Here is a 24,880-nt window from a genome sequence, read left to right on the forward strand (position 1 = left end):
AGGCAATTACCTTGTAAGAATATTCTTAAGAAGAACGTAAGCTGCATGTAAAATGATTGTTTATTCCTTGCTTGATAAAATCCTAAGAATGCTTTTTTTGTGGACATGGAGAGTGGGAAATATAAAATAACAGGCAACCTACTTTAATTATTTTGGTGGGTTTTGAGTTTTATTTGTTATCGATATATTAAATATTTACATTATTGGATGATTTAAAAGGATTAATGATGAAAGGGAATACTTTAGCGATTGTGTTCAGTGCCGTAGTTATGCTTTTCTCTGGTTCCGTTTTGGCTGAAAAAGTAAAAATGGAAAACGTTGATGTACTGGATAAGCGTGTTACGCTCAGTATGCCTGCGGAATTTACTGAGATGAGCGAAGATGTGATGAAAGTAAAATATCCATTGAATAGCCGTCCTACACAGGTTTACACCAACAAAGAAACTACGGTCAACTTCGCCTTTAACTTTACGGCTAACAAGATTGCGGAATCTCAACTGGACGCGTTTGCACAGCAAATGAAAACCATGCTGGCGAATGTAAACCCTAAGATCAGTAAAGTGAAGGTAGACGGTCGTAAAGCCATCCTGTTTGACTTCGTCACTCCAGCGGCGGATACCGAGATCCATAATCTTATGCTGGCTACCTCGGTTGACGGGCGTCTGCTGCTCACCACGTTCAACACCACCAAAGAACAAGCGTCAGAGTGGCTGGAAGTGGGGCGCGAGTCTCTTCTTTCGGTGAAAATTAATAAATAGTCACTAGTACAATCCAGGGTTGGTTTTACCAACCCTGACAACGCCCGATGAACGTTATCGGGCGTTTTGCATTTTAGCGGTTGAAGAGGGACGCCGTGCGCTATAGTTCGTTTCTGGCCCTCTACCTTTCCCCAATCCTGAATCAACCCTCCTGACATTGCTGTAGATACCCGGTTTACCCCCTTGAGAATCTTTCCATGATTAATATCTCTTTATAATGAAGCTGTACGTGCGCCCGTCCATGATGCTGACAATTCCAGTTATTGTCGCGGCGAAAGCATAGAGTTTCGTAATGAGAGTAATTCAATTTCTTTACTTACTTAATTCCCTTTTATGTGTTTATGTAAGAGTTATCCTATCAAGACATTCTTAATGTCAAGACCGATTTCAGCGCTTCAGAATGGAATTTTTAGGCGAGCGACTGCATTTCACCGATATTTGTTGTCAAAAGTTTTGTGACGGACTTCGCGATGTTATGAGCATTATGTGCGTTTTTGTTCTGCATTGAACTCTTCTCAATCCCTCGAAATTCATATTTTATCAAAAATTGATCCCATGCCAATTTTCATGTTTTTTATAAAAAATAGGAATTATTTACACCGTTATTAAACATGCATATTTGTAAGTGTTCATTCCTGGCATATGAAAAAGAGCAAAAGAGTTGCAAACGAGTCGCAAACGATGACCTTTGGTTTCTTTTTGGTAATTTATCGCCAATATAAAATCATCATGAGAATAATATTTTGTTTGTGCGTCTATTGTGCTCGCTTTGTTGTTGTTTTTTTAAAATTAACTTTTTTTACCAGGCTCATATTAGAATTTTTAGCCTTTAAGATATTTCCCTATTTTTAGGTGGTAGTAATCTTAAATGCAAATAAACTTGCGTTTAACTCATTGTTTTTAAATGATAAAAAACAAATATCGATGATTAGGATAATTATAAATTTTGCCTATTTATTCACCTTCAATCGATATGAGTGATCGATAGATGTTAAGTGATAGGTTTTGACTATTAAATGACGGATATCGATCGGCGATAAGTATTTGTAACCTAAAAGGTGAAAGCGTTAAAAAGAGCGTGTTCCAAACACCCAAACTCAAAGTTATTCCATTTTAAAACAATGGAATTTTCAGGATAGTTGGAATTTATTAATGTTGTAGTTTACTAACCAAAAAGGATTTGGATTTATGGCATTTACAGACAAGATTCAGCATTTGACATTGAAAGGTTATGTATCCGCTACTGAAGCTGTACGTAATTTCAAAAAAGATGAAAAGGGTGTTACGGCCGTTGAGTATGCGATCGTTATTGCTGGCGTTGCCGCATTTGTCGCGGTTATTTTCGGTAAGGACGGTACAGTAGCAACCATGTTGAATAACATTTTCTCTGATGTTACCGCCAAGGTTAGCAACAGCATGGGGCAATAGTTTTAAAAATCCACAAGGCCAAACATAACTTGGCCTTGTGGTGTTTATTTTCAAGAAAATTCCTGCTGTTGTTTGTTGGGTTTTTTAGATCTCTTAATTCTATTTTTGGCATCAGGGAAAGTGCCTAAAAAAATTGTTTTTTTAAAAATCGAGAAGGTTATGCCATTCTCGTGCGGTAGCTATGTCTTTGAATTATTACACCCGCTTCGATAATAAATATGTTCTGACTCCACATCTCTGGGGGAATACAGGGTCTAACGGATGATTTAAAAATGAAAAAAAGCGCGTTGATTATTTATATAGCAATGATTGTTGTCGGTTTAATCGGTCTTTTTATCTACACCAACAAGTCAGGAACTCCCCCACCCCAAAGTGTCACCCAACCTGTCGTCGAAGCTCGCACAGAGACAATTTCTGTTGCCGTTGCAAACCATAATCTTGAGGTGAATTCTGTCATCAAGGCAGAGGATTATCAGATAAAAAGAATTTCTGTGCCTGAGGGAAGTGCAGATAAAAGGTTCGATGTGAGCGGCAAGGTATTGATCGATTGGGCATTAAAGCAGCCTGTTGCAGCAGAGGACTGGATTTTCAACGGTGACCTGGTTGAGCCTGGCAGCGATGAGTATTTAGCGATGTTCCTAAAGCCTGGAAATGTGGTTTATGCCTTCGAGCTGGATGCTGCAGACAACTATTTATTGAGTAATTTGAAAGCAGGCAATGCAATCGATATCTATCTCTCCTATAGCCTTAAGACCGAAGACGACGGCAGCACTACCCTTATTTCTCCGCCACATGCAATACGCGAAAGCCGTCTTAAACCGCTTATGCGCAACAAACGTATCCTATCGATTCGTAGGGCAAAAATTGTGGATAAAAATGGCGTGGAGGTCGTTGAAAAGGGAAGTCAACTGGTAGTCGAACTGAAAGACTACGATGTCAAAATGCTCAAGGGTCTTGAAGGAAAATCAAAAGTTGTTTTGTTCCCCTCAGAAAAGGGCACGCCCACAGAACCGGGCAGTGCTGCCGTCAGCGCGGACGAAAGTTGGCTAATCAGTGATGATGCCATTTTCAAAATACCTCCGCAGAAATTGATGACGGCCGAAGTCAATGAGTTGCGCGGACAGTAACGCCATTTTCCGGGATCGTTTTGTCACCGGTGTAACCCACGCTGAACAAGACTGGGAACATGTTTTCTAAAGGAATTCCTTATCATGATACGACTTTTCATTCGCACCAGGCCGTTATCTTTACTACCGTTACTTTTTGCCCTGTTTTTTTCTGCTCAAACTTGGGCATCGCAAACTTTTCTGAAAGTGGGCCAATCAAAGACCTACAGTGTCAAAGAGAAAATCGATACCGTTTTTATCTCCAATCCCGCTGTGGCGGATTACAAAATTCTTAATGACAAGAGTGTGGTTCTGTATGCTAAAAAAATGGGTATTTCCGAGTTAACCGTCTATGGGAAAAACTCACGCATATTGCTTAATACCAGCATCGGTGTGGATCCGTTTCTTGGAGATATCACTCAGCGTGTTGCAAAGCAGTTTCCTGGGAGTCAGGTAGAGATAAACCGATTTGTCAGTGATGACAAAGTGACCTATATCCTTTCAGGAACAGTGATTGAAGAATCGGACCGTGATGCGATTTATCAGGTCGTCGGGAGTTTGGTTGGTGGTGAGGGGAAGGAAAACAAGCTCTCCTATGATGGGGAGGGGATTAAAAGCGATAATATCACTTTCATGACGAATAAAACGTATGACAACGTGATCAACCGGATTCAGCTTCCTTCCTCCAATCAGGTCAATGTACGATTGACCGTGGTAGAGGTCACCAAAGAGTTCAAGGAGAGCTTGGGGGTTGAATGGAGCAGTCTCACGCTTGATAGCATCATTAATGGCGATAGTGTGGCTAATCCTCCGGGAACCTTCAGTCTCTTGGGATTCAAACGGGGATTCGACGCATCAAATATCAGCAATATTATTAATGCGGTTAAAAATGACAACATCGCGAGAGTCCTGGCCCAACCTAATTTAACCGTTTTATCCGGCGAAACGGCCAGTTTTCTGGTCGGCGGTGAGATCCCCATCATGGTGAAAGACGCGGACTCTGTGACAGTACAATATAAAGAGTTTGGTATCCGGTTGAATATTGCCGCCAAAGTTGAAAAGAGACAAAAGATTAAACTGTTTGTCTCCAATGAACTCAGTAGTGTGACCGGTTCCTATGCCTATAACGATTATCAGGTTCCGACTATGCGTACCCGCAAGTCATCTTCAACCATCGAACTTGGTGATGGTGATAGCTTTGTTCTTGGTGGTCTGCTGAGTGAAGAGGATAAAGAATCATTAACTAAAGTTCCCTTTATTGGTGATCTGCCTATTCTTGGCGCGCTGGCGCGAAGCTCCTCAACAGAACGGAGTAAAAGTGAGTTAGTGGTTTTTGCAACCGTCAATTTGGTGAAACCGACTTCCTCAGCGCGACAGATTCAGATTCCGCTCTATAAACGTACGTCAACTGAACGGCTATTTTTCAATGTAGGTGTCAACAAAGAGGTTCGTGAAGGCCGTTTATCCAGTGATGCCAGTAGTTTTATGGCACAAGGCGGTTTTGCAAAATAACGACGATTGTTTATTCCCTCATCCTTCACGTTGCAGGGCATTTTATGCCCTGCAACGTGAAATATTTAGGGTTTAGTCACTGGAGAATATTGAGAAATGAAACTTTTTACTGAAACCAAAACATCTGCGACAGAAGAAAAACCAAAGCCGCTGAAAAAAAACACCGGTCAACATATCGTCATTATATCTCCCCGCAAAAGTGTTCTTCAGGAATTAAGCAGTCACCTGAAAATGCACAATATGAAAAATATCTATGAGCAACAGGATAGCTTTTTTGACTTGAAAGATGAGTCAATGCTCAATGAGGCAAGCGCCGTTATTATCGATATCGGTACAGAAACGGATATCGAATTTATTATAGAAACGGCCACTCTCATTCTACCTACCTTTACCCGGCAGGTTTTTGTGGGGGATAGTGACTCTATCGCTTTTGCACAATCGCTATTGAGCAAGGGCTTAATCTATTTGAATCTTTCTTCCCAACTTGTACAACTGGCGACCTGTGTGCAGGGGCAAAGCACGCCTTCGTCATCTTTACCTTCACGCAGCATGCTCAAGTTTAGCGTGATCGGATGTAAAGGCGGCGTTGGTGCATCGTCTATTGCCTTTCAATTATTCCAGACTGCGGGAGAGTTGACATCAATACCTTCTTTATTGGTGCAAGGCGCCAGTGGCAGTAATGACCTGGATCTGTTAATGGAGCAAGCGATTCCCAAGGATGGATCCATTTATCCCATAAACAATACGCAGTCCATCTGTGTAGAAATCTTTGACAGCGCCTGGTCCTACAACGATCCCAATTACAATAAATTCAATCTCATTTTCTTTGATCATGGCTTGTACTCGGCGCTGACTCTTGAACGTCTGGAGATGATCATTTCTCAATCACATACACTCCTGCTGGTTATTACCCGAGAATTATCAGCAGTGCGGGCGGCTAAAAAAATACTGGATGAGAACGTCAGGGTTCATCTGGCCAATCCCGAACAGGCGATACGTATTGTTATCTGTCTTAATGAGAATCATCCTAAGAGATCCGATGAATTAAGGGATGAAGATATCGCGGAGTACTTAGAACGAAAAATAGACGCAGTGAGTAGCTATCGACCCGATAATAAGAAGATATCTTCAGCAGATTCACTCTATCAACTGGCGGCGAATTTAGTGGGGAAAAATGTTGCGGAGCCTGCAGGTAAAAAATCTCTATCATTTTCCAATTTGTTTCGCAGAAAATTATAGCGGTATACGAAGGAAAATAGCGCTGTATATACCCTAAATAATTCGAGTTGCAGGCAGGCATAGTCAACGCACCTGCAACTTGAAGTATGACGGGTAATGCCATAAATAATTCGACTTGTAGTACTGGGAGTGAGTTACATGGGATCTGAAGAGTCTGAATTACTTTTGTATTATCGTGAACAAGTGCTGAAAACTCTGGATCTGGAACGTGTCGATGCTTTAAGAAATAACCGCGATGCTCTATTACGTGAAGTCAATGATGTGATTCAGCATATCGCCAATAGTAATGGGCAATATATCGCCAATCGGGTAAGCAGTCATCTTTGCGAACAAATCACGGATGAGATCAATGGATATGGCCCCTTACGTGAATTGATGGATGACGATACCGTCAGTGATATTTTAGTCAATGGACCTAACAGTATTTTTGTTGAGCGCTTTGGCAAGTTAGAGGCTGTGGATAAACACTTTATCAATAATGAACAATTAGTGGATATCGCCCGGCGACTGGTCGCAAAAGTAGGTCGGCGCATTGATGACTCACAACCTTTGGTGGATGCGCGCCTGCCAGACGGCAGTCGTCTCAATGTGGTCATACCCCCTGTGGCGCTGGATGGTGCATCGATATCAATCCGTAAGTTCGGTAAAGGGAAAAAAACGCTCGCCAATCTGATTGAGTTCGGAAGTATGAATGAAATGATGGCCAATTATTTGGTTATCGCCAGTCGCTGCCGGGTAAATATTATTGTTTCCGGAGGGACAGGTTCGGGTAAAACAACACTGCTTAATGCCATGTCGCAGTATATCGGTGAGGACGAGCGCGTGCTCACCCTGGAAGATGCTGCGGAGTTACGTTTACAGCAGCCTCATGTGGTCAGGTTGGAAACGCGCATGGCCGGCGTCGAAAATCAGGGCATGGTGGACATGCGCAGGCTGGTAGTGAATGCGCTGCGTATGCGGCCTGACCGAATCATCGTGGGTGAGTGTCGCGGTGAGGAAGCGTTTGAAATGTTGCAGGCGATGAACACGGGCCATGATGGCTCCATGTCCACTTTGCACGCCAACTCCCCACGGGATGCACTTGCGCGTCTGGAAAGTATGGTAATGATGTCCAGCGCAGCACTGCCCTTATCAGCAATACGCCGCAACATTGCGGCGGCAGTCAATATCATCGTGCAGGTTTCACGCTTACCCGATGGCTCACGTAAGGTCATGAATATCACCGAAGTGATGGGGATGGAGGGCGATAATATTATCCTGCAGGATATATTCACCTTTGACGCCAGCCATGAGCGAAATGAGCAGGGAAGAATTCAGGGAACTTTCACCTCTTTTGGTTTGCTCCAACGTTCAGCCGTATACCGACAAGCCATGATGCACGGATTATTGGAACCCTTGAAGCGCCTATTTGGGAGCAATATGTCATGATTATCGTCTTCTCATTATTAATGGTCTTGGGCTTTGTGCAGCTATTGTTGTGGGTTCGTCAAAGAAAGAGGACCCAACATCTTGAACTGACTTTCGCCGGGGAAAAAATCCACACCCAGACCATGACTCAGCGTTTGCAAATGAATTCAGCAGGGCGAAAAATAGGCCAGATTATTAATGATGCGAGATTCCATTTGTTGGGTCCCGAAGGTGAGTTGCGCATTAAACATGGGATAATTATTGTTGTTGCCATGGGCTGTGGAACCTATATTAATAACGAGTATTTACAATTTTCACTGCATTTTGTTTTGCCTGCACTATTGGTTTTTACTTTATATGCACTCTACTTGCGAAGTAAGAATAAAATGCGACAGGAATTTGAATCGGGATTTGCTGAAGCCCTCAATATTATCAATAGCTCAATCCGTTCGGGAAACTCTGTTTTACAGGGAATAGAGCAGTGTGGCTATAAGTTGGATGGCTTGGTCGGAAAGGAATTCCGCGAGGTTGCCAAGCGTATAGAAATAGGTGAGGATACGGAAAATGTGTTTATGGATTCGTATCGTAGGCAACCGTACAGAGAATATTTCTTTTTCATTATTACTGTACTGATCAATCAGAAAGGTGGCGGGCAAATTAAAGAGGTCATGTCACGACTGGGAATGTTGATCTCGAATGGGCGGGTTATGCAACGTAAAAAGTTGGCCATGACGTCAGAAGTCAGAATGTCCATTAAAATATTGACAGTTATTCCTGTTGGTTTTTTGTTTTTCCTGAAATATCAATCACCAGACAGTTTTAATATTCTTTTATATAATCCAGTGGGTCAGTATATGCTTTTTTATGCGATAGGCAGCATACTGTTTGGATTGCTTATAATCTGGCTGATGATGAATAAAATTTAATAGCGCAGGTGTCATATGGCTTATTTGTTGTTGATCATATTTATGATCGGAGCCGGAGGAATAATATCGACATTTCTCCGTACCGCTCGACGGCGCAAAGTCCGCCGTTTACTGGAGATGAACAGTAATGACGGTTTTTCAAGGTCCCAGGCTTCCGATGACACGACCCCGGTAGAAAAAATTCTCACCAGAACCAGTCGGTTGGTTTTCATTTCGTCGATGCTGGATAAAAATGTCATCGCAAAAGCCGTAATTGTATCAACGTTGGTGGCTATCCTTTTTTTGTTGAATGTAACCGTCTATGAAATGTCAACGTCAATGATGTTACTGGCATTCATCGGCATAATTATCGTTGTGATTTTGCTTCCGAGTAAAATTAAAAACTCGACGATAAACAAAAAAATGAAAAGAATATCAACAGACCTGCCTTTCGTAATAGACATGGTGGCTGTTTCCGTGCAGTCGGGAATGACCATAGAAAAAGCGTTGCGCTATATTGGTGATAATATTATCGACATCAACCCAGATATAGCGTCACTGCTTGACAGAACCATGCTTCGTACGGATGTCAGCGGTATTGGTGCAGCACTCGATCAGCTATATGAAGATGTCCCCTGTGAAGAAATCAGAATGTTTTGCTCAACCTTACAGCAAAGTATCAAGTACGGCTCATCTGTCTATCAGGTATTGATAGAGCTCTCCCAGGAGATGCGCCAGATGCAGCTATTGAGTACCGAAGAGAAAGTGGCGAGTTTATCAGCCAAAATGACAGTACCTATGATCGTATTTATTGTTTTTCCCTTATTGGTACTTGTTGCTGGACCGGGTTTCTTGGGAATGATGGAATTATGGAAATAATAACCAAATGCTTAGCGATCGTTCTTGTTCTTTCTATTTCTGGGTGTCAGCGCAGTTTCCAGGATGGTGCTGAACTGGATGAGAAGCAACAAGAGTACATACTTTCAAAAGTAAATAATTACCCAGGTTTAATAAAACTCTACCGTGAGAAATTGAACCGGAAAGATGATCCTGATACACGTTTAAAACTGGCCGAATACCATTATCTGCAGGGTGATTATGAATCTGCCCACCACTATTTGCAGCCCTTGTTGGAAAGTGGACGTTCATCTGAAGCCGTTAATTTGTTGGAAAGTAAAACGTCGGCAGAGTTAGGGAAAACAGATAATGCGCTGATATGGGTAGATAAGGTACTGACCCAAAACGCCAAAAACGGCGATGCCTGGAATATAAAAGGAACTATCCTGGCGGAAAAGGGGGATTATGCCGGTGCCCAACAGGCCTTTGAGCAGGCCAGACTTCTCTTTGTTGCAGATGATGTGGTTCTCAACAACATGGCGATGCTGGCGATTATGCAAGAGGATTATCCCCGGGCAAGGGACTACCTGATACCGCTCTATGAACGAGGTCATAGCAGCCAAAGGTTGTTGCACAACCTGGTATATGTGCTGGTTAAATTGCAGGATTTCAAGCAGGCCGATGGCATTCTGCGTCAGCAGAGGCTGACTGACTCTCCTGAGGGCGTACTGGAATCATTGGCTAAAGTGAGCCCACGCTCGCAGACGCAGTTACGCGGAAAACCCACAGAATCAACAAAGCCGAATCTCGTTCAGCCCCAAACCTTAACACCCAAGGCAGTATCAGCACCTTTACCCGCCCCTGTCTTGATAACCAGCACGATACTACCGGAAAAAAAGGTAGAAACACCGCCGGTTCTGCCTAAGCAAACCAGGGAAATTCCGCCTCCGGTTTTACCTGTAACGTTTGCCGCCGCTGATATTGCAACAACTGATATCGCAACGAATGTAGATAACGCGCGTCCCTCAGGACAAGAAAAAGCATCCCTTTCCATGACCGGGAATTTGAAAGAGGTTAAGGCCGTCAGAACAGGGCAGCATAAACAATACTTTCGCATGACACTGGAATCAGATAAGGCAATCAATTTCAGAGAAGTGGAAAGTGGAATAAGCAATAAACGGGCATTTGAGTTATATAACGTAAAACTCAACCATGTATTGCTAAAGTCAGGTGAGAGAATAAATAAATCCGAAGGTCATATTAGAAATATCAATTTCATGCAAAAAGATGTTGATACGGTTTTAATTGATTTTGAACTGACCAAGCCAGTCATGCGTTCAAAAATATTCCGTTTATCAAAAGATAAAGCATCTCAAGAGAGATTGGTATTCGATATATATCATGGCTAGTCGATGCGTGCCTGTTACCCCCGAATTTATTGCAAATTCTGTTTACAGCGAACTTCTATTTAGTGGAGAAATAGTTTCTGGAAAGAACAGGTAATAATTATTTATCAAGCAGTACACTAATGGTAATGATCAACAAAATTTATTCTGTAAATAACATTTTATCATGGAGAGTATAATGAACGATTTGAATCCTGCATTGGGCGACATTCTCAGCCTGGATGGGGCAATGTGTGCAGCTATCGTTGATAGTAATAACGGTATGATTTTCGCTTCTTTAGGATCGGGTATTGATATCGAGATAGCAGCCGCGGGTAATGCCGATGTGGTGCGTGCCAAGCAGAAAACAATGAAAATGCTAGGCATGAAAGATGAAATTATCGATATTTTCATTACGCTAGGAAAGCAATATCACATCCTTCGTCCTTTATCTGCTGTGCCCGGTGTATTTATATATCTGGTCTTGGATGGGCGTAATGCCAACCTGGCACTGGCAAGAAGAAAAGTGGCAGACGTTGAGAAAACCATTACTCATATTTAAATGAAAAGAGAATGGAAGGATTTCCTTTCATTCTCAATTTTTTGTCTTTGCATATTTTTTCTCAGTATATTATTTAGGAACATTCCATAATGAAAGATTATAAGGTTATGTTCGTAGGAAGCAGTGGCTCAGGAAAGACTACTGCCATATCAACCGTCAGTGAAATTACTCCCGTTATCACTGACGTAATGAATACTGATTGTAAAAATTTAAAGAAAGAGACCACCACAGTTGGATTGGATTATGGGGAGGTTTCTCTCCCGGATATGCAAAGGCGAAAGATGCGCTTGTATGGCACACCAGGACAGGCGCGTTTCTCTTTCATGTGGAAAACCGTGGTTCAGGGAACGACGGGTATTGTCTTACTGGCAGACAACAGCCTACAAAATCCACTGGAAGAGATCAGACATTACTTGCAGATCTTCAAGGACAGATTGCGAGGGCAAGAATGCGCGGGAATATTGGGTATATCCAAAACCGATATAAATCCTTACCCTGGCAAAAGAGAATATCAGCAGGTTTTAAAGGAGTTAGAGATAGACATTCCGATAGTCATTATTGATACACGAGATTATAGCAGTGTGATGCTCATGCTAACGACTCTGTCACTACACTTGCATAAAGAAGATTTATATGGCGACGCTGAAGAAAAAGTTAATGTACTTACTTGATTCGGCACAATCCGTGCTGAATATTTCAGAGTTATCATCAGAGCAGAAAGAAGAAATAAAAAAAATTCTCACACTATTTTCTGATGAGCATGAAGGGCTGACTGGCGTAGTATTAACAACATTGGATGGATATCCGATTGCTTCTCACTGCAAGGATAATAACCACGTACACCTGGAACGCTTGTCAATCTGGATAAAGTCTACCTTATCTGTGCTGGCGGGGATCCTGGATGAAATAGAGGGAGGACAGCAGCGGGTAATGTTCCTGGAAAGTGAAAGCAGGAATATCATCATATATATGATTCCTCACCACAAAGTGAGGCTCGTATTAACCGCAGCGTTTTTCAATGATAGTAATATGGCCAAATTAAATTGGCATATTCGACAATTGTCGTCATTGATTCTAGATGTAATTGATGAGGGGGAAACTTCTGACAACAAATAATAAATTTTCAATATGCTAAACCAAACAATACCACACTATTAACATCCGTAAACGAATAAAGCCATAAGGGATTATATAATGTCTATTACGCTGCCATTTCCTATAGAAGAAGTCGAAGTCGCAACCGCAACATTTGCGTCAACAGTAACAATTGAACCAACTGAAACCAGTAAAATAACGGAAGAAATCGCAGCAGTACCAGAAGTAAAACTACCTGGTTACTTGGGAACGCGTGTACAACAGGTTTTAGAAAAATTCACTGATGAATATCCAGAATTAGAGAATGTATTGGTAGCAAGTACAGATGGCTTCGATATAGCCTCTGTCGTCAAAGAAAATGATGAAGCGCGGATCCACAGGCTAGCTGCAATAACCAGTTCAATGCTCTCGCTCTCACGAGAAATACTTGCAGAAATGAGAGCGGGTGAACAAAAAATGCTGACATTGGAAGGCAGTAAAGGAACTATATTAATTTCTCATGCCGCAACCCGACATTTTATACTTTGCATCACGGTAATTACTTCTGCAAGTCATGCATTAGGGCAACTTTTTTGGTTGTTACGTCAACTCACTAATGACGTTGAGGATATCTGTAACAATATCGATGAGCATAATTCGTTACAGGAAGATGATAATGAATAAAGACTTGAATCTTCAACTGTCCGTTGAGTTATGTCATGCAGATATGGTATGCGGATTTATTTCAGTTACCCCCGTTCTGGGTGACCGCGATGAATTGATTTGTCGAAGATTGGATCACTATCAGAAAATTATTTCAGCGTTCCATAATAAATTAATGTGTGATGCTACATTGAATGAAAAAAGCGCAGCTATCGCGTTAAAGCACGCTATATCAATGATATGCGCAGATATACAAAGTGATGCTATATCATTGGCCCCGGTACTTTATGACCGTGATGAACTGATAAACAGTAAGTTACGAGACTATTTCCACTACCTCTATCCAAGAGCCGTGGAGGTGGTTAAAACGGCAATGGAGGAGGCCAATAATTTGCTTGAGATAAGCCAGAATCATCTGGAAGTAGAACTCGATCAAAAAACTACCAATTTATACCCGCTCAAGAAAAAGAGACAACAGCACCGTCGCGGAAGGAAATAACGGAGTATACCCATCATACTCCAACCGCAGATACTTTGACTGCGGTTAGAATTATTTAGGAGATATATGCCATACGATGAAAATTTCCCTATTAATATTGCTAGGTATGGCATTGGTCTATGTTTGCTATACCGACATTCGCTATCGACGTATTACCAATAAAACAATCGCTTTAATTGCAATTTTGTCATTACTTCTTGGATTTGTGATACAGGGATCCCTTTCAATAATATTACCCCTAGGGATCCTCATTATTGGTTTTTTCATTTCAACCCTGGGTATAGTTGGGGCCGCTGATACTAAACTCGTGGTCGCTCTTTGCTTATCTTTATCAGTAGGAGAGACAGGCGATTTTCTTTTTTTTACAGCACTTATCGGCATTCCATTAAGTCTGATAACGCTCTGTTTCTATAGATTACTTCGTTCAACCAAGACGGGGGTCACGATCCCCTATGGTGTCGCGATTAGCTTGGGATACGGTATTCATTGGGGAGTCAGTTACGTTTTATAGGTCAATCCTCGCACAGTAGAAAGGAAAGAAAGTTATATGATGAATATGGTAAAAAAAATACGTGCAATAATCACCAATGAGAAAGGGAATGTCTCTGTAGAATTTGCAATAGTTTTTGTACCTTTTATTGTTACAGTACTTTTTATCATGGAAATATGTCGTGTTGTCTATCTTTCTTCTTGTCTGGATCTTGTCCTCGCTGAATCTGGCTATATTGCATCGATAACGAGTATACCAGAGAAACATGGAGATTACTTTACGACAGAAATCAACAAGCGCCTTGCGGCATGGCCGTTGTTTTCACGCAATGAGGCTGTCGAATTATCTATTACTTACTGTGGCAGTATCTCGGCAATGACGAACAATATGACGGGCTGTAGTGAAACTAGTGCTACGGGTAATCCTCTTGCTATGTATAAAGTACTTATAAAATACCGACCGTTATTCTTTATATTGCCTAAGAATGATTCAGAGTATGCAATGAGTCGCCGGATTGTATTCGTGCAGGAATTTAACCGGCCATAAAGGGAGAGACATGTTGAGACGTAAATTTTTCGTTGCGATTAAAAAGGAAATTAATTCCGAAAGTGGAGCAGTTGCAGTTGAGGGTTGCCTCTATTTTTTCTTGTTCATGATGCTTTGCCTGGTGTTAGTTGATTTTAGTACGGTGTTTCTGGCAAAAAGTCGACTTGAGAGAGTCAATGGTGCCTTATCAAGCATAATTCGTGAGCGTGATGCGCTATACGAAAAGCGGGAAAAAATAACTAACCAAGAGGTAGCGGATTTATTTTCTTTGGGCAATGTAATGCTGCAAGGCGGAAAACATGAAAATAATTTTCAGCTCACGGTTAGCGCAGTTTATTTCAGCGGGGATAAGACTACGGGTAAACAAATCGATAGCACGCAAAAATTTTCGTCTGGCATTGTTAATTGTCAAGCCCAATTACCCACGGTGAATAGTTCTGCAATCACTGGATTATCAGTTCTGAATGCGGATACCGGAAAATGGACGCCAGTTTATCTCATTACGTTATGTGTCCCTGGCGGTCAGAGTCTATTTAAACGCCTGTTAAGTCTGGCCGACATAACGATGGCCGATCTGTCGATAAACAATGCTTCGATCCCAAGGTTGGATAAATAAAATGCCAAATACGATTTTTTCCAAACTCTTATATGGATACATTAGAAAAGAGAAGGGTGCAATTGGTGTTATGTTTGCACTTTTATTTCCTAGTGTAATTGTTTTTTATTCGATGGCATTTGATAGTGCAGTGATATTATCGGGTCGGGCACGCCTGGCTGATGGTTTGAATCAGGGGATTTACGCTGTTGCAATCCAGGATAACAGAAACAGTAGCGAAGAGCATTTGCTAGAAAACAAAGTTGTCTTAAATAAATACTTAACGTTTTATTTGCCAAAGGCAACAATTGATAATAAAGATCTAACGATTAATGCCGATGTTAAGTATAACAAAAACATCGTATCTTATATAGATTATAGCGTGGCCGGTAAAGTGGTCGTCCATCCCATTGTTGCGCCCTCAGCGAAAGAAAATGGATATGCTGGCTTCAGCAGGGATGTTGATATTACTGCTGACTCCAATGCGGGAGTTGTCAGAAGAACGATGACTTATGACGCTTCCAACTCTACTGATTATGTATTCGTCGTGGATTTTTCAACATCCATGACTTCCGCTTCTTCTGAAGCAGGCTTGACTCGAATTCAATTATTGAAAAAAGTTGTAAATGAGTTTTCAAATGAAGTGCTTAAAGAAAATGAAGCCACAAAAATTGGTATTGTGCCTTTTTCATGGGGCGTTGCGGTACAGATGGATGAGAAGAATGAAGCCGGCGGAAAATATATGGGATGTACCTTCGCAGGTAAATTATTAGATGAATACAAAGATGTCGATTTGAATTTTTGGTATAACAAAAATTATTCAGGAATGTCTGCGGCTAGCGTTAATGCGCAACAGTATAATCATGATGTGCAGCTTTATACTTATTATAATAACTATGTAACCAAAGCGACTAGCCTGAGTATGCAAAATTTGGTTACCAAGGGTTGGTGTGAAAAGAACGAAGACAGTTCATCCACTACGGGTAGAGCGCTATATAGTTGTGATTATGATCAAAGGTCTCGTTTATTTGACCATACCACAGAGTTTACAAATAGGCGCACTGTTGCTTATAAATTTTTTAAGGGGATTGTGGACTCTATAGTGAACTCCGCAAATATCGATTATGCAGGTACATTGAATGAAGGATTTCTTTTTTCTGATGCCGCAGTGACGACATTTAAGGTACACCCTCTCTCTAGCGTTCGTCCTATTTCAACCAGTAGCTATGCTTGCGGTTCAATGTCACCAACGCTTAGTACGACTAATCTTGGTACTTTAGCCAAGCCGAAACATTACTTAATAGATTTAACATCAGACCTTGGCGTGCTGGATGAATTTTCTTCAATGACACCGGCTGGCAATACGGATAGCAATAGTGGATTATTGCGTGCGGTGCCTCTTATCGCAAAAGGTACCAATCCCAGAAAAATAATTATGGTTATTTCCGATGGCGAAGATAACGCGGGACCAGTGAAATTAACCGACGGACTTCATAAGACAAATCGGGTTTGCGATAAAATAAAAGCGGGTCTGCTTAAATATCCAGAAGGAACGAAGACCGAAGAGTCTGACATTTATTTTATATCTGTTGTTGATAACGCAAAATATATAAATTATTGGGCTGATAACTGCACAGGGAAAGCGAATTCACTTCTCGCAAAAGATTATAAAACGCTGTTGGAAACGCTTTTGCGTATCGCTCAGAAAGGATCTGTTAGTTATATTAATAAAAACGAAGAATAGGTGAAGTTTTATGAGTTTCAGGGAAGAGAGAAGAATGGCTATTATCGCCGATAATAATCATTTTCGGCGCTTGGGATTGAATTTATTTTTAAAAAGAAATGAAGTAACTCATGGTTTCGAAAAGGTTTATGATGGCTATGCAATAAAATTTTGCAGTGAACTGGAGCAATATCGTTCTGCAACTATTATTGGGAACCACACCGCACCAACTTCGCTCAGAATTAGTAATATCCTGCGAAGACAAAACAATAATATCAATGTGTTTCGGGTTTTATTTTCCGATATCATAGGGTTGAGGAAATTACAACGTCACCTGATTATTTCTCCCAACACGATAATTGTTTCTGCTGATATTTCATTTCATTCCCTGCAGGAATTATCTTTAAATTGGACAGAAAGCTTTAATACTGATGCATTTAATCATGTAAAATTTAGCCATAATGAAGTTACGATTATGAAAGATTGGGCCAAAACAATAAATAATAATATAATGAAAGGTGAACCTAACGGCGAGAATAAAAAATTCTGTTATGTTTCAAATAGACTAAAGAATCGTTTTTCGATCTTTAACCGTAATGCGTTATATAAGTTATGGAGCACCTGCAACTCCTACAATACGCCTAAAGAACCCATCTCCAACCGAAGTACGTTAGCTAAATATAACAAAAGCTAGCCTCTTGAACTTATTTCTTTCCGGGTTGCAAGGAGTATAATTCTGTTTTTTTACCTTGTAAATTTGTAGAGAAACAGATGGATATAAAGGAAGTGGATATTTTAGGCGATCAGATAAATCATTATTGGTATTATTCTTCAAAGGCAAAAATGAATAGGATAATTTTTTTAACTAAAGAAAACTTTCTGATACTTTTCATATTTCTTGTTGTGATACTCTTTCGTTGTCCTTTGCTTCTGCAAAATGATACTTTTTACACTATCAAAGTTGGTGAGCACATCATTAACCATGGTTTAACTACCAAAGATGCGTTTACCTTTCATGAGGGTATCAATTACACCTCCCCACATTGGTTCTATGACATTGTCATTTATCTCATCTTTAGTATCGGTGGTTTTTTCAGTGTTTATCTTTCAACGATTATTTTTTCTTTAATTCTCGTCTCTTGTCTTTACTTCGGCTTCTTGAAGCTTTATGGCCACCGTTTTGTTTCTTTCTTCGTCGTATGTGTCATCATTTTTATGATCGACCAAGGTCTTACGGCCAGGGCACAATTGATCACCTATATTTTATTTGTGTTGGAGGCATTGATACTTGAATTTTCACGTAGGAAGAAGATCAATAATTTATTCCTGACGTCTTCATTAATGGCTATATCCATTGCCATTGTCAATGTCCACTGTGCCACATGGGTGGTTTTCTTTATCCTTTTCATGCCCTATTTTGCAGAGCATGTATTAAGTTATTTTTGTTCTTCCACCGATGATGATAAAGACAGTGTAAAAATAAAAAAACTCACAGCATGTAAAAATGAAAACATTAAAGTATTGTTTTTTGTTTTCATGGTTTGCATTCTAACGGGGTTCATTTCACCGACAGGTATGCTGCCTTATACCTATCTATACGATACTTATCAAAGTCAGACGGTTAACTTTATTAGTGAACATCTTCCCCTTGTCCCTTTTGCTTTTCCACGGTTTTTATTCTTCATATCGTCTATTTTGACGCTATTGATTTTTACCAGACTAAAAATTTCAGTAAGCCAGCTTCTGATGTTTTTGGGTTTAACACTTATGGCTTTAATGAGTGTTAGACAGACTATGCTTCTTTTCCTCATTTCGGGTTTCCTGTTGTGTGACTTGCTGACGCGTTTTTTTATGGCTAATAATCCGCAGCGGATTGAGTTTTACAACAGCAACATATTCACATTGAAAGGGACTATTGTCACTCTTCTGTTTATGGCTTTGGTCTCTTATAATGGCATCAGCAACAATCTGAAAAATCCTTCCTTTGACCATGTTTATCCAGTAGAAGCCGTTGAGTATTTGACTAAGCATGTAAATAATAAAGATCAGTTGCGTGTATTCGCGATGTATGATGACGGCAGCTATTTGCTTTTTAAAGGATTCAAGGTTTTTATTGATTCAAGGGCCGATCTTTACACTTTACCTTTTAATAAGACAAAGGATTATTTTAATGAATATTCGGAATTTGTTAACCTGAGTAAAAATATTTCCAGCTTCATTGATGAATATCAACTGACACATCTTATTATTAGAAATAAATCTCTGCCTATTAATACACAGTTGACTTTAAACGCTCATCTGAAGGAAGTATATAAAGATGATGTATTTACTGTCTATCAAGTTATTTAGTGTATTTCTGGTTTAAGGAATAGGATTTAATGGTTGATTATACAGCAATGATCGCCCAGTGTGCGCCAGATATTGCTCCACATATTCTTGAACGGATTATTAAAGTGGAGTCCTCATTTAACCCTTATGCAATTGGTGTTGTTAATGGCCGTTTAGTTCGTCAGCCGATCAATAAAAGCGAAGCGGTCGCTACGGCTATGTCCTTACACAATGCGGGTTGGAACTTTTCAATGGGGTTGGGCCAGATTAATCGTCATAACCTGAGTCCTTACGGTCTGGACTATGAGTTGGTCTTCGACCCTTGTTTGAATATGCAAACGGCGTCCAAAATTTTCAATGAGTGTTTGCGAAGAGCCGAGAGCAAATTAAGCCGGGACGAGGCTGTTCTGGCTGCTTATTCCTGCTACTACAGCGGGAATTTCACCCGGGGATTTAAACCAGAGGGAGCCAACCAGAGCAGTTACGTTGACCGTATTCTCGCCGTGGCACCCACCACCTCCGCGCCAACGGGTATTCCTATTGAGGTGATATCCACCTCCGGAAACTCCCCTACCAGAAAAAATACTTCTTTAACGGTGACGGCGAAGAATGGTGAGGCACGTATTTCCAGTCCACAAAAGCGTATGGGTGGGGTGAAAGAACTTAGAGGGGAGTGACGCTGGAAAAACTCGAGTTGGTCATTTGAATGGGGTCGTGTACGCAAGTGACGTGGTTAAAATTTTCGCTGGCATGGCATTTTGGCTCATGCCTTTTTTTATGCAAACATATTCGAAAATCCATATGTTTTGTTGACTTTATTTCCCAGAATTTTAAGATAGTGCAATGTTCATCTTTTGGAGCCGTCATGATTGCACTCACGCCGTTGCAGCTGTTCAAAAATCTTTCTGACGAAACGCGCCTGAATATTGTCTTGTTGCTCAAAGGGGTCGATGAGCTTTGTGTTTGCGAGCTATGCGATATGTTGAGCCAATCGCAGCCCAAGATTTCACGGCATTTGGCAATGCTAAGAGAGGCAGGGCTTCTGCTGGACAGACGCGCAGGAAAGTGGGTGCATTACCGGTTATCTCCTCATGTCCCTGCCTGGGCAGCGACCATTATTGAGCAAGCATATCTCAGTCAACGAGATGAAATCGCCTTGCTGAGGCAAGGCGGTATTCGCGGCAGAAGTACCACGGCGGGCAAAGCCATCTGCATTTAATTCGGCCAAAAATTTGCCCTTTCATATGCGTATTAACGTATATGAGGTGGGCGAGATACTCCAAGCTGTCCGGTTTAGCCCTTGGATTGGTGGTAATAAATACAATCTGATTCACTGCAGGGATCATTTGTCCTTTATGGAGGCATTATGCTGTTAGCTGCAGCAATTTTTATCCTGACTATTCTACTGGTTATCTGGCAACCCAGGGGGTTGGGTATCGGTTGGAGTGCGATGCTCGGCGCAGTATTGGCTCTGCTCACTGGCGTGGTGCATATCACTGATATTCCTGTTGTTTGGCAAATCGTTTGGAATGCGACAGCGACTTTTGTCGCAGTCATTATTATCAGCTTGCTGTTGGATGAATCGGGTTTCTTCGAATGGGCTGCCCTGCATGTAGCGCGTTGGGGTAATGGCCGTGGACGACTTCTGTTTACCTGCATCATTCTGCTCGGTGCCGCTGTCGCCGCGCTATTTGCCAATGATGGTGCTGCATTGATTCTCACTCCGATCGTGATTGCCATGCTGCTGGCGCTAGGCTTTAGCCGGGGTTCGACGCTTGCTTTTGTCATGGCGGCTGGTTTTATTGCTGACACTGCCAGCTTGCCGTTGATTGTGTCGAATCTGGTGAACATCGTCTCTGCCGATTTTTTTAAACTCGGCTTCAGTGAATATGCCGCCGTGATGGTACCCGTTAATCTGGCGGCTATTGCCGCTACGCTTGGAATGCTACATCTGTTTTTCCGCAAGGATATTCCAGCAGTCTATGACCTCTCTCTGTTGAAAGAACCCTCTGCTGCGATCCGCGATGTAAACACGTTCAAAACAGGGTGGGCGATACTACTTCTGCTGTTGGTCGGTTTCTTTGGACTCGAGCCATTCGGCGTTCCTGTCAGTCTGGTAGCAGCAGTTGGCGCGCTAATTCTGTTTGCCGTCGCGAAAAATGGTCAGATGATAAATACAGGGAAAGTACTGCGAGGTGCCCCCTGGCAAATCGTTATCTTCTCCCTGGGGATGTATCTGGTGGTGTACGGTCTGCGCAATGCGGGGTTGACTGATTACCTCTCCGGTATTTTGAATCGGCTGGGTGAGCAAGGGCTATGGGCGGCCACATTAGGCACGGGTTTCCTAACGGCATTCCTGTCTTCTATTATGAATAACATGCCTACTGTTCTGGTGGGGGCGTTATCCATTGATGGCAGCACTGCAACTGGGTTGATCAAAGAGGCGATGATCTATGCCAATGTAATTGGCAGCGATCTGGGACCAAAAATTACCCCGATAGGGAGTCTGGCAACCTTGTTGTGGCTGCACGTCCTGGCCCAAAAGAACATGACTATCACTTGGGGATATTATTTCCGCGTGGGCATTGTCATGACGATACCGGTGCTTTTTGTCACGTTGGTGGCGTTGGCGCTACGACTTTCCCTGCCTCAGTAGCGATTTGTTCGCCTGAGGTTAAAACATATATCCAGTAGGCGATACCTACTGGTACTGAATGAGAGAATCAAAGATGAGCAATGTCACTATCTATCACAACCCTGCATGTGGCACGTCACGCAACACGTTGGAACTGATACGCAATAGCGGTATCGAACCTACAGTGATCTTTTATCTCGAAACACCGCCAGAGAGGAAAACGCTGGAAAAGCTGATCGCTGATATGGGGATCTCTGTTCGGTCACTTCTGCGTAAAAATGTGGAACCTTATGAGCAATTGGAATTGGCTGAAGATAAGTGGAGTGACGAAAACCTGATCCTTTTTATGCTGCAGTATCCGATTCTGATAAACCGTCCCATTGTTGTCACCTCTTTGGGAACGAAGCTTTGCCGCCCTTCCGAAACCGTGCTGGATATCCTGCCCAATCCTCAGCAGGGCGCTTTTACCAAGGAAGATGGAGAGAAAGTAGTAGATAAACAAGGTAAGCGCGTAGAGAAATAAGATTGTTGGGTAGTGAGCATGGAAGCTGCCGTTTTACTTATCGTCCACATGTATCTCGGCTGCGCACAAATATTCTGACTCTGAGTAGAATTATTCAAGGTGCAATTATTATAGTTAATATTTATTTGAGCTACCTATTAATTATTAAAAAGAGGGGGCATTCGGAGAAAATATTTTTATTTACGTTTCCATTTTACAGATGCGCAATGATAAGTTTTGATTTATTTGTAGTGCTGTTGATCAAGGTCATTGCGTGATCAATATTTAGACAGAAAATAAAACTATATTAAATGTTACTGAAGTAACACTTGCGAAAACAAATGCACTTCGGTAACATTTTTTATTATTATCTGTAGTTTTTCCCTGGTGTTGGCTAATGTTGCCGCCTGACTCACGAGGTCAGGTTTTTTTTTCAACTTATTGCTGGCGTATTATTACGGATGCAGACATGATGCGGTAGTTGTACTAAGGTGCAATCGGATACTGTACTTAAAGACAAAAAGCACTTAGAGACAAAAAGTACTTAAAGATAAAAAGTACTTAAAGACAAAAAGTTGACACCTCATCAAAATGGGAAGCAGCGTAAGCTTTGGGAGAAGGAGAATGTTTTCAGGCTTCAAAAGTGACAGAAATACAATAGATACACTGCGTGATTATATCGACCGAAAACTCATTGCCTACAACAGCCCCAGATACACGTATATGGTGATCAATAAAAAGAATCCCGTCGATATTTTTATCGTTACCAGCTACCCGAACGAATGGGCTGATTTCTACATAACCAATAATTACCAGCACATTGATCCGGTGGTTCTTACCGCGTTCAGACGATTTTCTCCCTTTTCATGGGATGAGAATATTACCGTTCTCTCTGATCTGAAATCTTCTAAAATTTTTGCTCTTTCCAAGAAATATAATATCGTTAATGGGTTCACTTTTGTGCTTCACGATAATATGAACAATCTGGCGATGTTGTCACTTATTCTTGACGATGAGGCTCAGAAAGGGTTGGAAGGAAGGGTCATCGATGATAGGGAACGGCTACAGATGTTGCTGATCGAAACCCATGAAAAGATGCTTACGTTGAGTCAAAAAAAGAATCACCAACCGGATCGCAAGCGGGTAGAAACACCTGCCAAGGATATTTTTTCCCCGCGCGAAAATGAGGTGCTTCACTGGGCTAGCATGGGCAAGACTTATCATGAGGTCGCATTAATCGTAGGCATTACGCCCCGCACGGTGAAATATCACATGGGAAATGTGGTGAAGAAATTGGGAGTAATTAACGCCAAACAGGCTATCAGGCTAGGCGTTGAACTCGAACTGATTAAGAGCCTACCCCAATAGTCCCATTGAGATAGGCTCTAAGCCGGTTCTCGCATAACGGGTAACGACATCGGCCATCTGCTCAAGGCTGACTCTGAACACTCCAGAAGTTCATTAACCTGCAAAGCCAGTCGCGCATGATTGTCTTTATCAGTCGGGAGACGTAGCAGATAAATACGTTCTTTTTCCGAGGCATAGGCTTCTTTTATCACCTCAATCTGCCAGCCCGAGCGCTTAAGTATGGTTAACATCGCTCGACTGACGATAGTATAAATGCCGGTATGCGCATAATGCCGGGCGTAATTGATAATCGACAGAAAGAACACCTGGCTGATCGGGAAATGGTTACCCAAAAGCAATTTTGCGCGGGTCTTATCAACAAAGAAACGGCTCGATTCGATATACCCTTCCTGTGGCAACACGACATCATCGAAAAGGGCATTGAAGGTATGGGTGATCATATTAGGCAGGCGGAGATCGATAAATCGGACGCTGCAGATTAACTGGTCATCGTAAATTCCAAGGAGATAACGCATGTCAGGGTTATCATATTCATCAAACTCCATGTCATTACTGCAATTCACTGCCCAATTCAGGCGATCCTTAAAGGTCTTTTTCCTCAATTTGTAGAGGTCTACAGAGCGCATATCAGTCAGCTCTTCATAACTGACATCGATAATTTTTAACATTTAATTTCCTTATATTTAATAATGCAATACTGTGCAAATTTTTAATGAATTTTACCATCACAAAAGACATATGTCGCGTTCGGACACGGCTGGGTTCTTCACGAGGCCGGAAAGCACGAAAGTCGACAGATCATTGATTATAACCGAATTGTATTGCACAAGAGTATGTGACTTATGTGTGTTTTGTGAATTGGCCCTACCTGTTTAGTGTAGGTTTTTACGCCATTCTTGTGATTTATTTTGGTCAATTATTCTTAACATTTCAATGTGGCTGTTTAAAAATAATAGAGAGAATTTTATGCTTCATGCTTACAGTGGTCAGTATCTGTCCATAAGATTGAGTAAGAGCCGTAAAATTTCTTCTGGTATCGTGGAAGCGTTAAGCACAATGTCTTGCGAATGTGGTTTATCGCAACATACGATGCGGATATTTAATGTTTTGCATTAAATAAAATGATATTTTTAGATTTACACTCTGAATATTAATTCGGTGATTATTATTTGCATTGAATATCATGAAAATCTATTTTTTTGTCAGAGATGAAAATCATCGCAATGGAAAGTAGGTACTGCAAGGGATAATAAAGATAGGTAGGAAGGGGCATCATCCCTGAAAAAACAATAGATAAAAAAAGCCCCGACCTGGTCGG

The 24,880-nt window shown here is 41.5% G+C and carries 26 protein-coding genes; 25 read left to right on the forward strand and 1 reads right to left on the reverse strand.

The window, feature by feature from the left end:
• Positions 1-224 precede the first annotated feature (224 nt).
• The 25 genes from DRI82_RS04690 to DRI82_RS04810 all read left to right on the forward strand — a co-directional run bounded on the left by DRI82_RS04690 (position 225) and on the right by DRI82_RS04810 (position 23,562).
• Positions 225-758: a hypothetical protein gene (locus tag DRI82_RS04690; protein ID WP_157968013.1), complete on the forward strand. Its 534-nt coding sequence runs from the start codon at positions 225-227 to the stop codon at positions 756-758.
• 1,188 nt (positions 759-1,946) lie between these two features.
• On the forward strand, positions 1,947-2,186 hold the full coding sequence (locus DRI82_RS04695; RefSeq protein WP_114192324.1) for a Flp family type IVb pilin: 240 nt from the start codon (positions 1,947-1,949) through the stop codon (positions 2,184-2,186).
• A gap of 272 nt (positions 2,187-2,458) precedes the next feature.
• Positions 2,459-3,313, forward strand: coding sequence for an RcpC/CpaB family pilus assembly protein (locus DRI82_RS04700; protein WP_114192325.1), 855 nt, complete (start codon positions 2,459-2,461; stop codon positions 3,311-3,313).
• Positions 3,314-3,397: 84 nt separating this feature from the next.
• The gene (locus DRI82_RS04705) at positions 3,398-4,804 is read left to right on the forward strand and encodes a type II and III secretion system protein family protein (RefSeq protein ID WP_114192326.1); all 1,407 of its coding nucleotides are present in this window, start codon (positions 3,398-3,400) and stop codon (positions 4,802-4,804) included.
• A 96-nt stretch (positions 4,805-4,900) separates the two neighbouring features.
• Positions 4,901-6,043 (forward strand): P-loop NTPase family protein, encoded by a 1,143-nt coding sequence (locus DRI82_RS04710; RefSeq protein WP_114192327.1) that lies wholly within the window; start codon positions 4,901-4,903, stop codon positions 6,041-6,043.
• 138 nt (positions 6,044-6,181) lie between these two features.
• Complete coding sequence (locus DRI82_RS04715) at positions 6,182-7,471, forward strand: TadA family conjugal transfer-associated ATPase (protein WP_114192328.1); 1,290 nt, start codon at positions 6,182-6,184, stop codon at positions 7,469-7,471.
• Positions 7,468-8,376 carry a type II secretion system F family protein gene (locus DRI82_RS04720; protein WP_114192329.1) on the forward strand — a complete coding sequence of 303 codons (909 nt, stop codon included), beginning with the start codon at positions 7,468-7,470 and terminating at the stop codon, positions 8,374-8,376. Before DRI82_RS04715 ends, DRI82_RS04720 begins: the two co-directional genes overlap by 4 nt.
• A gap of 15 nt (positions 8,377-8,391) precedes the next feature.
• The gene (locus DRI82_RS04725) at positions 8,392-9,234 is read left to right on the forward strand and encodes a type II secretion system F family protein (protein ID WP_114192330.1); all 843 of its coding nucleotides are present in this window, start codon (positions 8,392-8,394) and stop codon (positions 9,232-9,234) included.
• Positions 9,225-10,601 carry a tetratricopeptide repeat protein gene (locus DRI82_RS04730; RefSeq protein WP_114192331.1) on the forward strand — a complete coding sequence of 459 codons (1,377 nt, stop codon included), beginning with the start codon at positions 9,225-9,227 and terminating at the stop codon, positions 10,599-10,601. The genes DRI82_RS04725 and DRI82_RS04730 overlap by 10 nt, the downstream gene beginning before the upstream one ends.
• 175 nt (positions 10,602-10,776) lie before the next feature.
• Complete coding sequence (locus tag DRI82_RS04735) at positions 10,777-11,139, forward strand: hypothetical protein (protein WP_114192332.1); 363 nt, start codon at positions 10,777-10,779, stop codon at positions 11,137-11,139.
• Between the two features lie 89 nt (positions 11,140-11,228).
• Positions 11,229-11,810, forward strand: coding sequence for a GTP-binding protein (locus DRI82_RS04740; RefSeq protein ID WP_114192333.1), 582 nt, complete (start codon positions 11,229-11,231; stop codon positions 11,808-11,810).
• Positions 11,773-12,255, forward strand: a complete 483-nt coding sequence (locus DRI82_RS04745) for a roadblock/LC7 domain-containing protein (protein ID WP_114192334.1) — start codon at positions 11,773-11,775, stop codon at positions 12,253-12,255. The genes DRI82_RS04740 and DRI82_RS04745 overlap by 38 nt, the downstream gene beginning before the upstream one ends.
• A 78-nt stretch (positions 12,256-12,333) precedes the next feature.
• Positions 12,334-12,897 (forward strand): roadblock/LC7 domain-containing protein, encoded by a 564-nt coding sequence (locus DRI82_RS04750; protein ID WP_114192335.1) that lies wholly within the window; start codon positions 12,334-12,336, stop codon positions 12,895-12,897.
• Positions 12,890-13,375, forward strand: coding sequence for a hypothetical protein (locus DRI82_RS04755; protein ID WP_114192336.1), 486 nt, complete (start codon positions 12,890-12,892; stop codon positions 13,373-13,375). The genes DRI82_RS04750 and DRI82_RS04755 overlap by 8 nt, the downstream gene beginning before the upstream one ends.
• Before the next feature lie 106 nt (positions 13,376-13,481).
• Positions 13,482-13,886: a prepilin peptidase gene (locus DRI82_RS24700; protein WP_425452622.1), complete on the forward strand. Its 405-nt coding sequence runs from the start codon at positions 13,482-13,484 to the stop codon at positions 13,884-13,886.
• A 36-nt stretch (positions 13,887-13,922) separates the two neighbouring features.
• Positions 13,923-14,411, forward strand: coding sequence for a TadE/TadG family type IV pilus assembly protein (locus tag DRI82_RS04765; protein WP_114192338.1), 489 nt, complete (start codon positions 13,923-13,925; stop codon positions 14,409-14,411).
• A gap of 10 nt (positions 14,412-14,421) precedes the next feature.
• The gene (gene tadF / locus DRI82_RS04770; protein ID WP_114192339.1) at positions 14,422-15,027 is read left to right on the forward strand and encodes a tight adherence pilus pseudopilin TadF; all 606 of its coding nucleotides are present in this window, start codon (positions 14,422-14,424) and stop codon (positions 15,025-15,027) included.
• Between the two features lies 1 nt (position 15,028).
• Positions 15,029-16,750, forward strand: coding sequence for a VWA domain-containing protein (locus DRI82_RS04775; RefSeq protein WP_114192340.1), 1,722 nt, complete (start codon positions 15,029-15,031; stop codon positions 16,748-16,750).
• 34 nt (positions 16,751-16,784) lie between these two features.
• A complete protein-coding gene (locus DRI82_RS04780) occupies positions 16,785-17,423 on the forward strand; it encodes a hypothetical protein (protein WP_114192341.1) in 639 nt (212 codons plus the stop codon).
• Between the two features lie 77 nt (positions 17,424-17,500).
• Entirely contained in the window at positions 17,501-19,078 is a 1,578-nt protein-coding gene (locus DRI82_RS04785; protein ID WP_114192342.1) for a hypothetical protein, read from the forward strand.
• Positions 19,079-19,107: 29 nt separating this feature from the next.
• On the forward strand, positions 19,108-19,734 hold the full coding sequence (locus DRI82_RS04790) for a lytic transglycosylase domain-containing protein (protein ID WP_114192343.1): 627 nt from the start codon (positions 19,108-19,110) through the stop codon (positions 19,732-19,734).
• 188 nt (positions 19,735-19,922) lie between these two features.
• Positions 19,923-20,276 (forward strand): metalloregulator ArsR/SmtB family transcription factor, encoded by a 354-nt coding sequence (locus DRI82_RS04795; RefSeq protein WP_114192344.1) that lies wholly within the window; start codon positions 19,923-19,925, stop codon positions 20,274-20,276.
• Positions 20,277-20,423: 147 nt separating this feature from the next.
• Positions 20,424-21,713 (forward strand): arsenic transporter, encoded by a 1,290-nt coding sequence (locus tag DRI82_RS04800; protein WP_114192345.1) that lies wholly within the window; start codon positions 20,424-20,426, stop codon positions 21,711-21,713.
• 73 nt (positions 21,714-21,786) lie between these two features.
• Complete coding sequence (arsC, locus tag DRI82_RS04805) at positions 21,787-22,215, forward strand: glutaredoxin-dependent arsenate reductase (RefSeq protein WP_114192346.1); 429 nt, start codon at positions 21,787-21,789, stop codon at positions 22,213-22,215.
• Between the two features lie 603 nt (positions 22,216-22,818).
• The gene (locus DRI82_RS04810; RefSeq protein WP_114192347.1) at positions 22,819-23,562 is read left to right on the forward strand and encodes a helix-turn-helix transcriptional regulator; all 744 of its coding nucleotides are present in this window, start codon (positions 22,819-22,821) and stop codon (positions 23,560-23,562) included.
• A 17-nt stretch (positions 23,563-23,579) separates the two neighbouring features.
• Here the strand turns inward: DRI82_RS04810 and DRI82_RS04815 are convergent, their stop codons facing one another.
• Positions 23,580-24,230, reverse strand: a complete 651-nt coding sequence (locus DRI82_RS04815; RefSeq protein WP_114192348.1) for an acyl-homoserine-lactone synthase — start codon at positions 24,228-24,230, stop codon at positions 23,580-23,582.
• Positions 24,231-24,880 lie beyond the last annotated feature (650 nt).

It is taken from the genome of Edaphovirga cremea, assembly GCF_003332275.1.
Lineage (GTDB): Bacteria > Pseudomonadota > Gammaproteobacteria > Enterobacterales > Enterobacteriaceae > Edaphovirga > Edaphovirga cremea.

Bases quoted from the DNA above. Each gene is read 5' to 3' on its own strand.
- DRI82_RS04745 (WP_114192334.1), top strand. From the start codon at position 11,773: ATGGCGACGCTGAAGAAAAAGTTAATGTACTTACTTGATTCGGCACAA.
- DRI82_RS04755 (WP_114192336.1), top strand. From the start codon at position 12,890: ATGAATAAAGACTTGAATCTTCAACTGTCCGTTGAGTTATGTCATGCA.
- DRI82_RS04730 (WP_114192331.1), top strand. From the start codon at position 9,225: ATGGAAATAATAACCAAATGCTTAGCGATCGTTCTTGTTCTTTCTATT.
- DRI82_RS04740 (WP_114192333.1), top strand. From the start codon at position 11,229: ATGAAAGATTATAAGGTTATGTTCGTAGGAAGCAGTGGCTCAGGAAAG.
- DRI82_RS04810 (WP_114192347.1), top strand. From the start codon at position 22,819: ATGTTTTCAGGCTTCAAAAGTGACAGAAATACAATAGATACACTGCGT.
- DRI82_RS04705 (WP_114192326.1), top strand. From the start codon at position 3,398: ATGATACGACTTTTCATTCGCACCAGGCCGTTATCTTTACTACCGTTA.
- DRI82_RS04710 (WP_114192327.1), top strand. From the start codon at position 4,901: ATGAAACTTTTTACTGAAACCAAAACATCTGCGACAGAAGAAAAACCA.
- DRI82_RS04765 (WP_114192338.1), top strand. From the start codon at position 13,923: ATGATGAATATGGTAAAAAAAATACGTGCAATAATCACCAATGAGAAA.
- DRI82_RS04750 (WP_114192335.1), top strand. From the start codon at position 12,334: ATGTCTATTACGCTGCCATTTCCTATAGAAGAAGTCGAAGTCGCAACC.
- DRI82_RS04690 (WP_157968013.1), top strand. From the start codon at position 225: ATGATGAAAGGGAATACTTTAGCGATTGTGTTCAGTGCCGTAGTTATG.
- DRI82_RS04815 (WP_114192348.1), bottom strand. From the start codon at position 24,230: ATGTTAAAAATTATCGATGTCAGTTATGAAGAGCTGACTGATATGCGC.
- DRI82_RS04785 (WP_114192342.1), top strand. From the start codon at position 17,501: ATGGATATAAAGGAAGTGGATATTTTAGGCGATCAGATAAATCATTAT.
- DRI82_RS04795 (WP_114192344.1), top strand. From the start codon at position 19,923: ATGATTGCACTCACGCCGTTGCAGCTGTTCAAAAATCTTTCTGACGAA.
- DRI82_RS04800 (WP_114192345.1), top strand. From the start codon at position 20,424: ATGCTGTTAGCTGCAGCAATTTTTATCCTGACTATTCTACTGGTTATC.
- tadF (WP_114192339.1), top strand. From the start codon at position 14,422: ATGTTGAGACGTAAATTTTTCGTTGCGATTAAAAAGGAAATTAATTCC.
- arsC (WP_114192346.1), top strand. From the start codon at position 21,787: ATGAGCAATGTCACTATCTATCACAACCCTGCATGTGGCACGTCACGC.
- DRI82_RS04780 (WP_114192341.1), top strand. From the start codon at position 16,785: ATGGCTATTATCGCCGATAATAATCATTTTCGGCGCTTGGGATTGAAT.
- DRI82_RS04775 (WP_114192340.1), top strand. From the start codon at position 15,029: ATGCCAAATACGATTTTTTCCAAACTCTTATATGGATACATTAGAAAA.
- DRI82_RS04700 (WP_114192325.1), top strand. From the start codon at position 2,459: ATGAAAAAAAGCGCGTTGATTATTTATATAGCAATGATTGTTGTCGGT.
- DRI82_RS24700 (WP_425452622.1), top strand. From the start codon at position 13,482: ATGGCATTGGTCTATGTTTGCTATACCGACATTCGCTATCGACGTATT.
- DRI82_RS04695 (WP_114192324.1), top strand. From the start codon at position 1,947: ATGGCATTTACAGACAAGATTCAGCATTTGACATTGAAAGGTTATGTA.
- DRI82_RS04715 (WP_114192328.1), top strand. From the start codon at position 6,182: ATGGGATCTGAAGAGTCTGAATTACTTTTGTATTATCGTGAACAAGTG.
- DRI82_RS04790 (WP_114192343.1), top strand. From the start codon at position 19,108: ATGGTTGATTATACAGCAATGATCGCCCAGTGTGCGCCAGATATTGCT.
- DRI82_RS04720 (WP_114192329.1), top strand. From the start codon at position 7,468: ATGATTATCGTCTTCTCATTATTAATGGTCTTGGGCTTTGTGCAGCTA.
- DRI82_RS04735 (WP_114192332.1), top strand. From the start codon at position 10,777: ATGAACGATTTGAATCCTGCATTGGGCGACATTCTCAGCCTGGATGGG.
- DRI82_RS04725 (WP_114192330.1), top strand. From the start codon at position 8,392: ATGGCTTATTTGTTGTTGATCATATTTATGATCGGAGCCGGAGGAATA.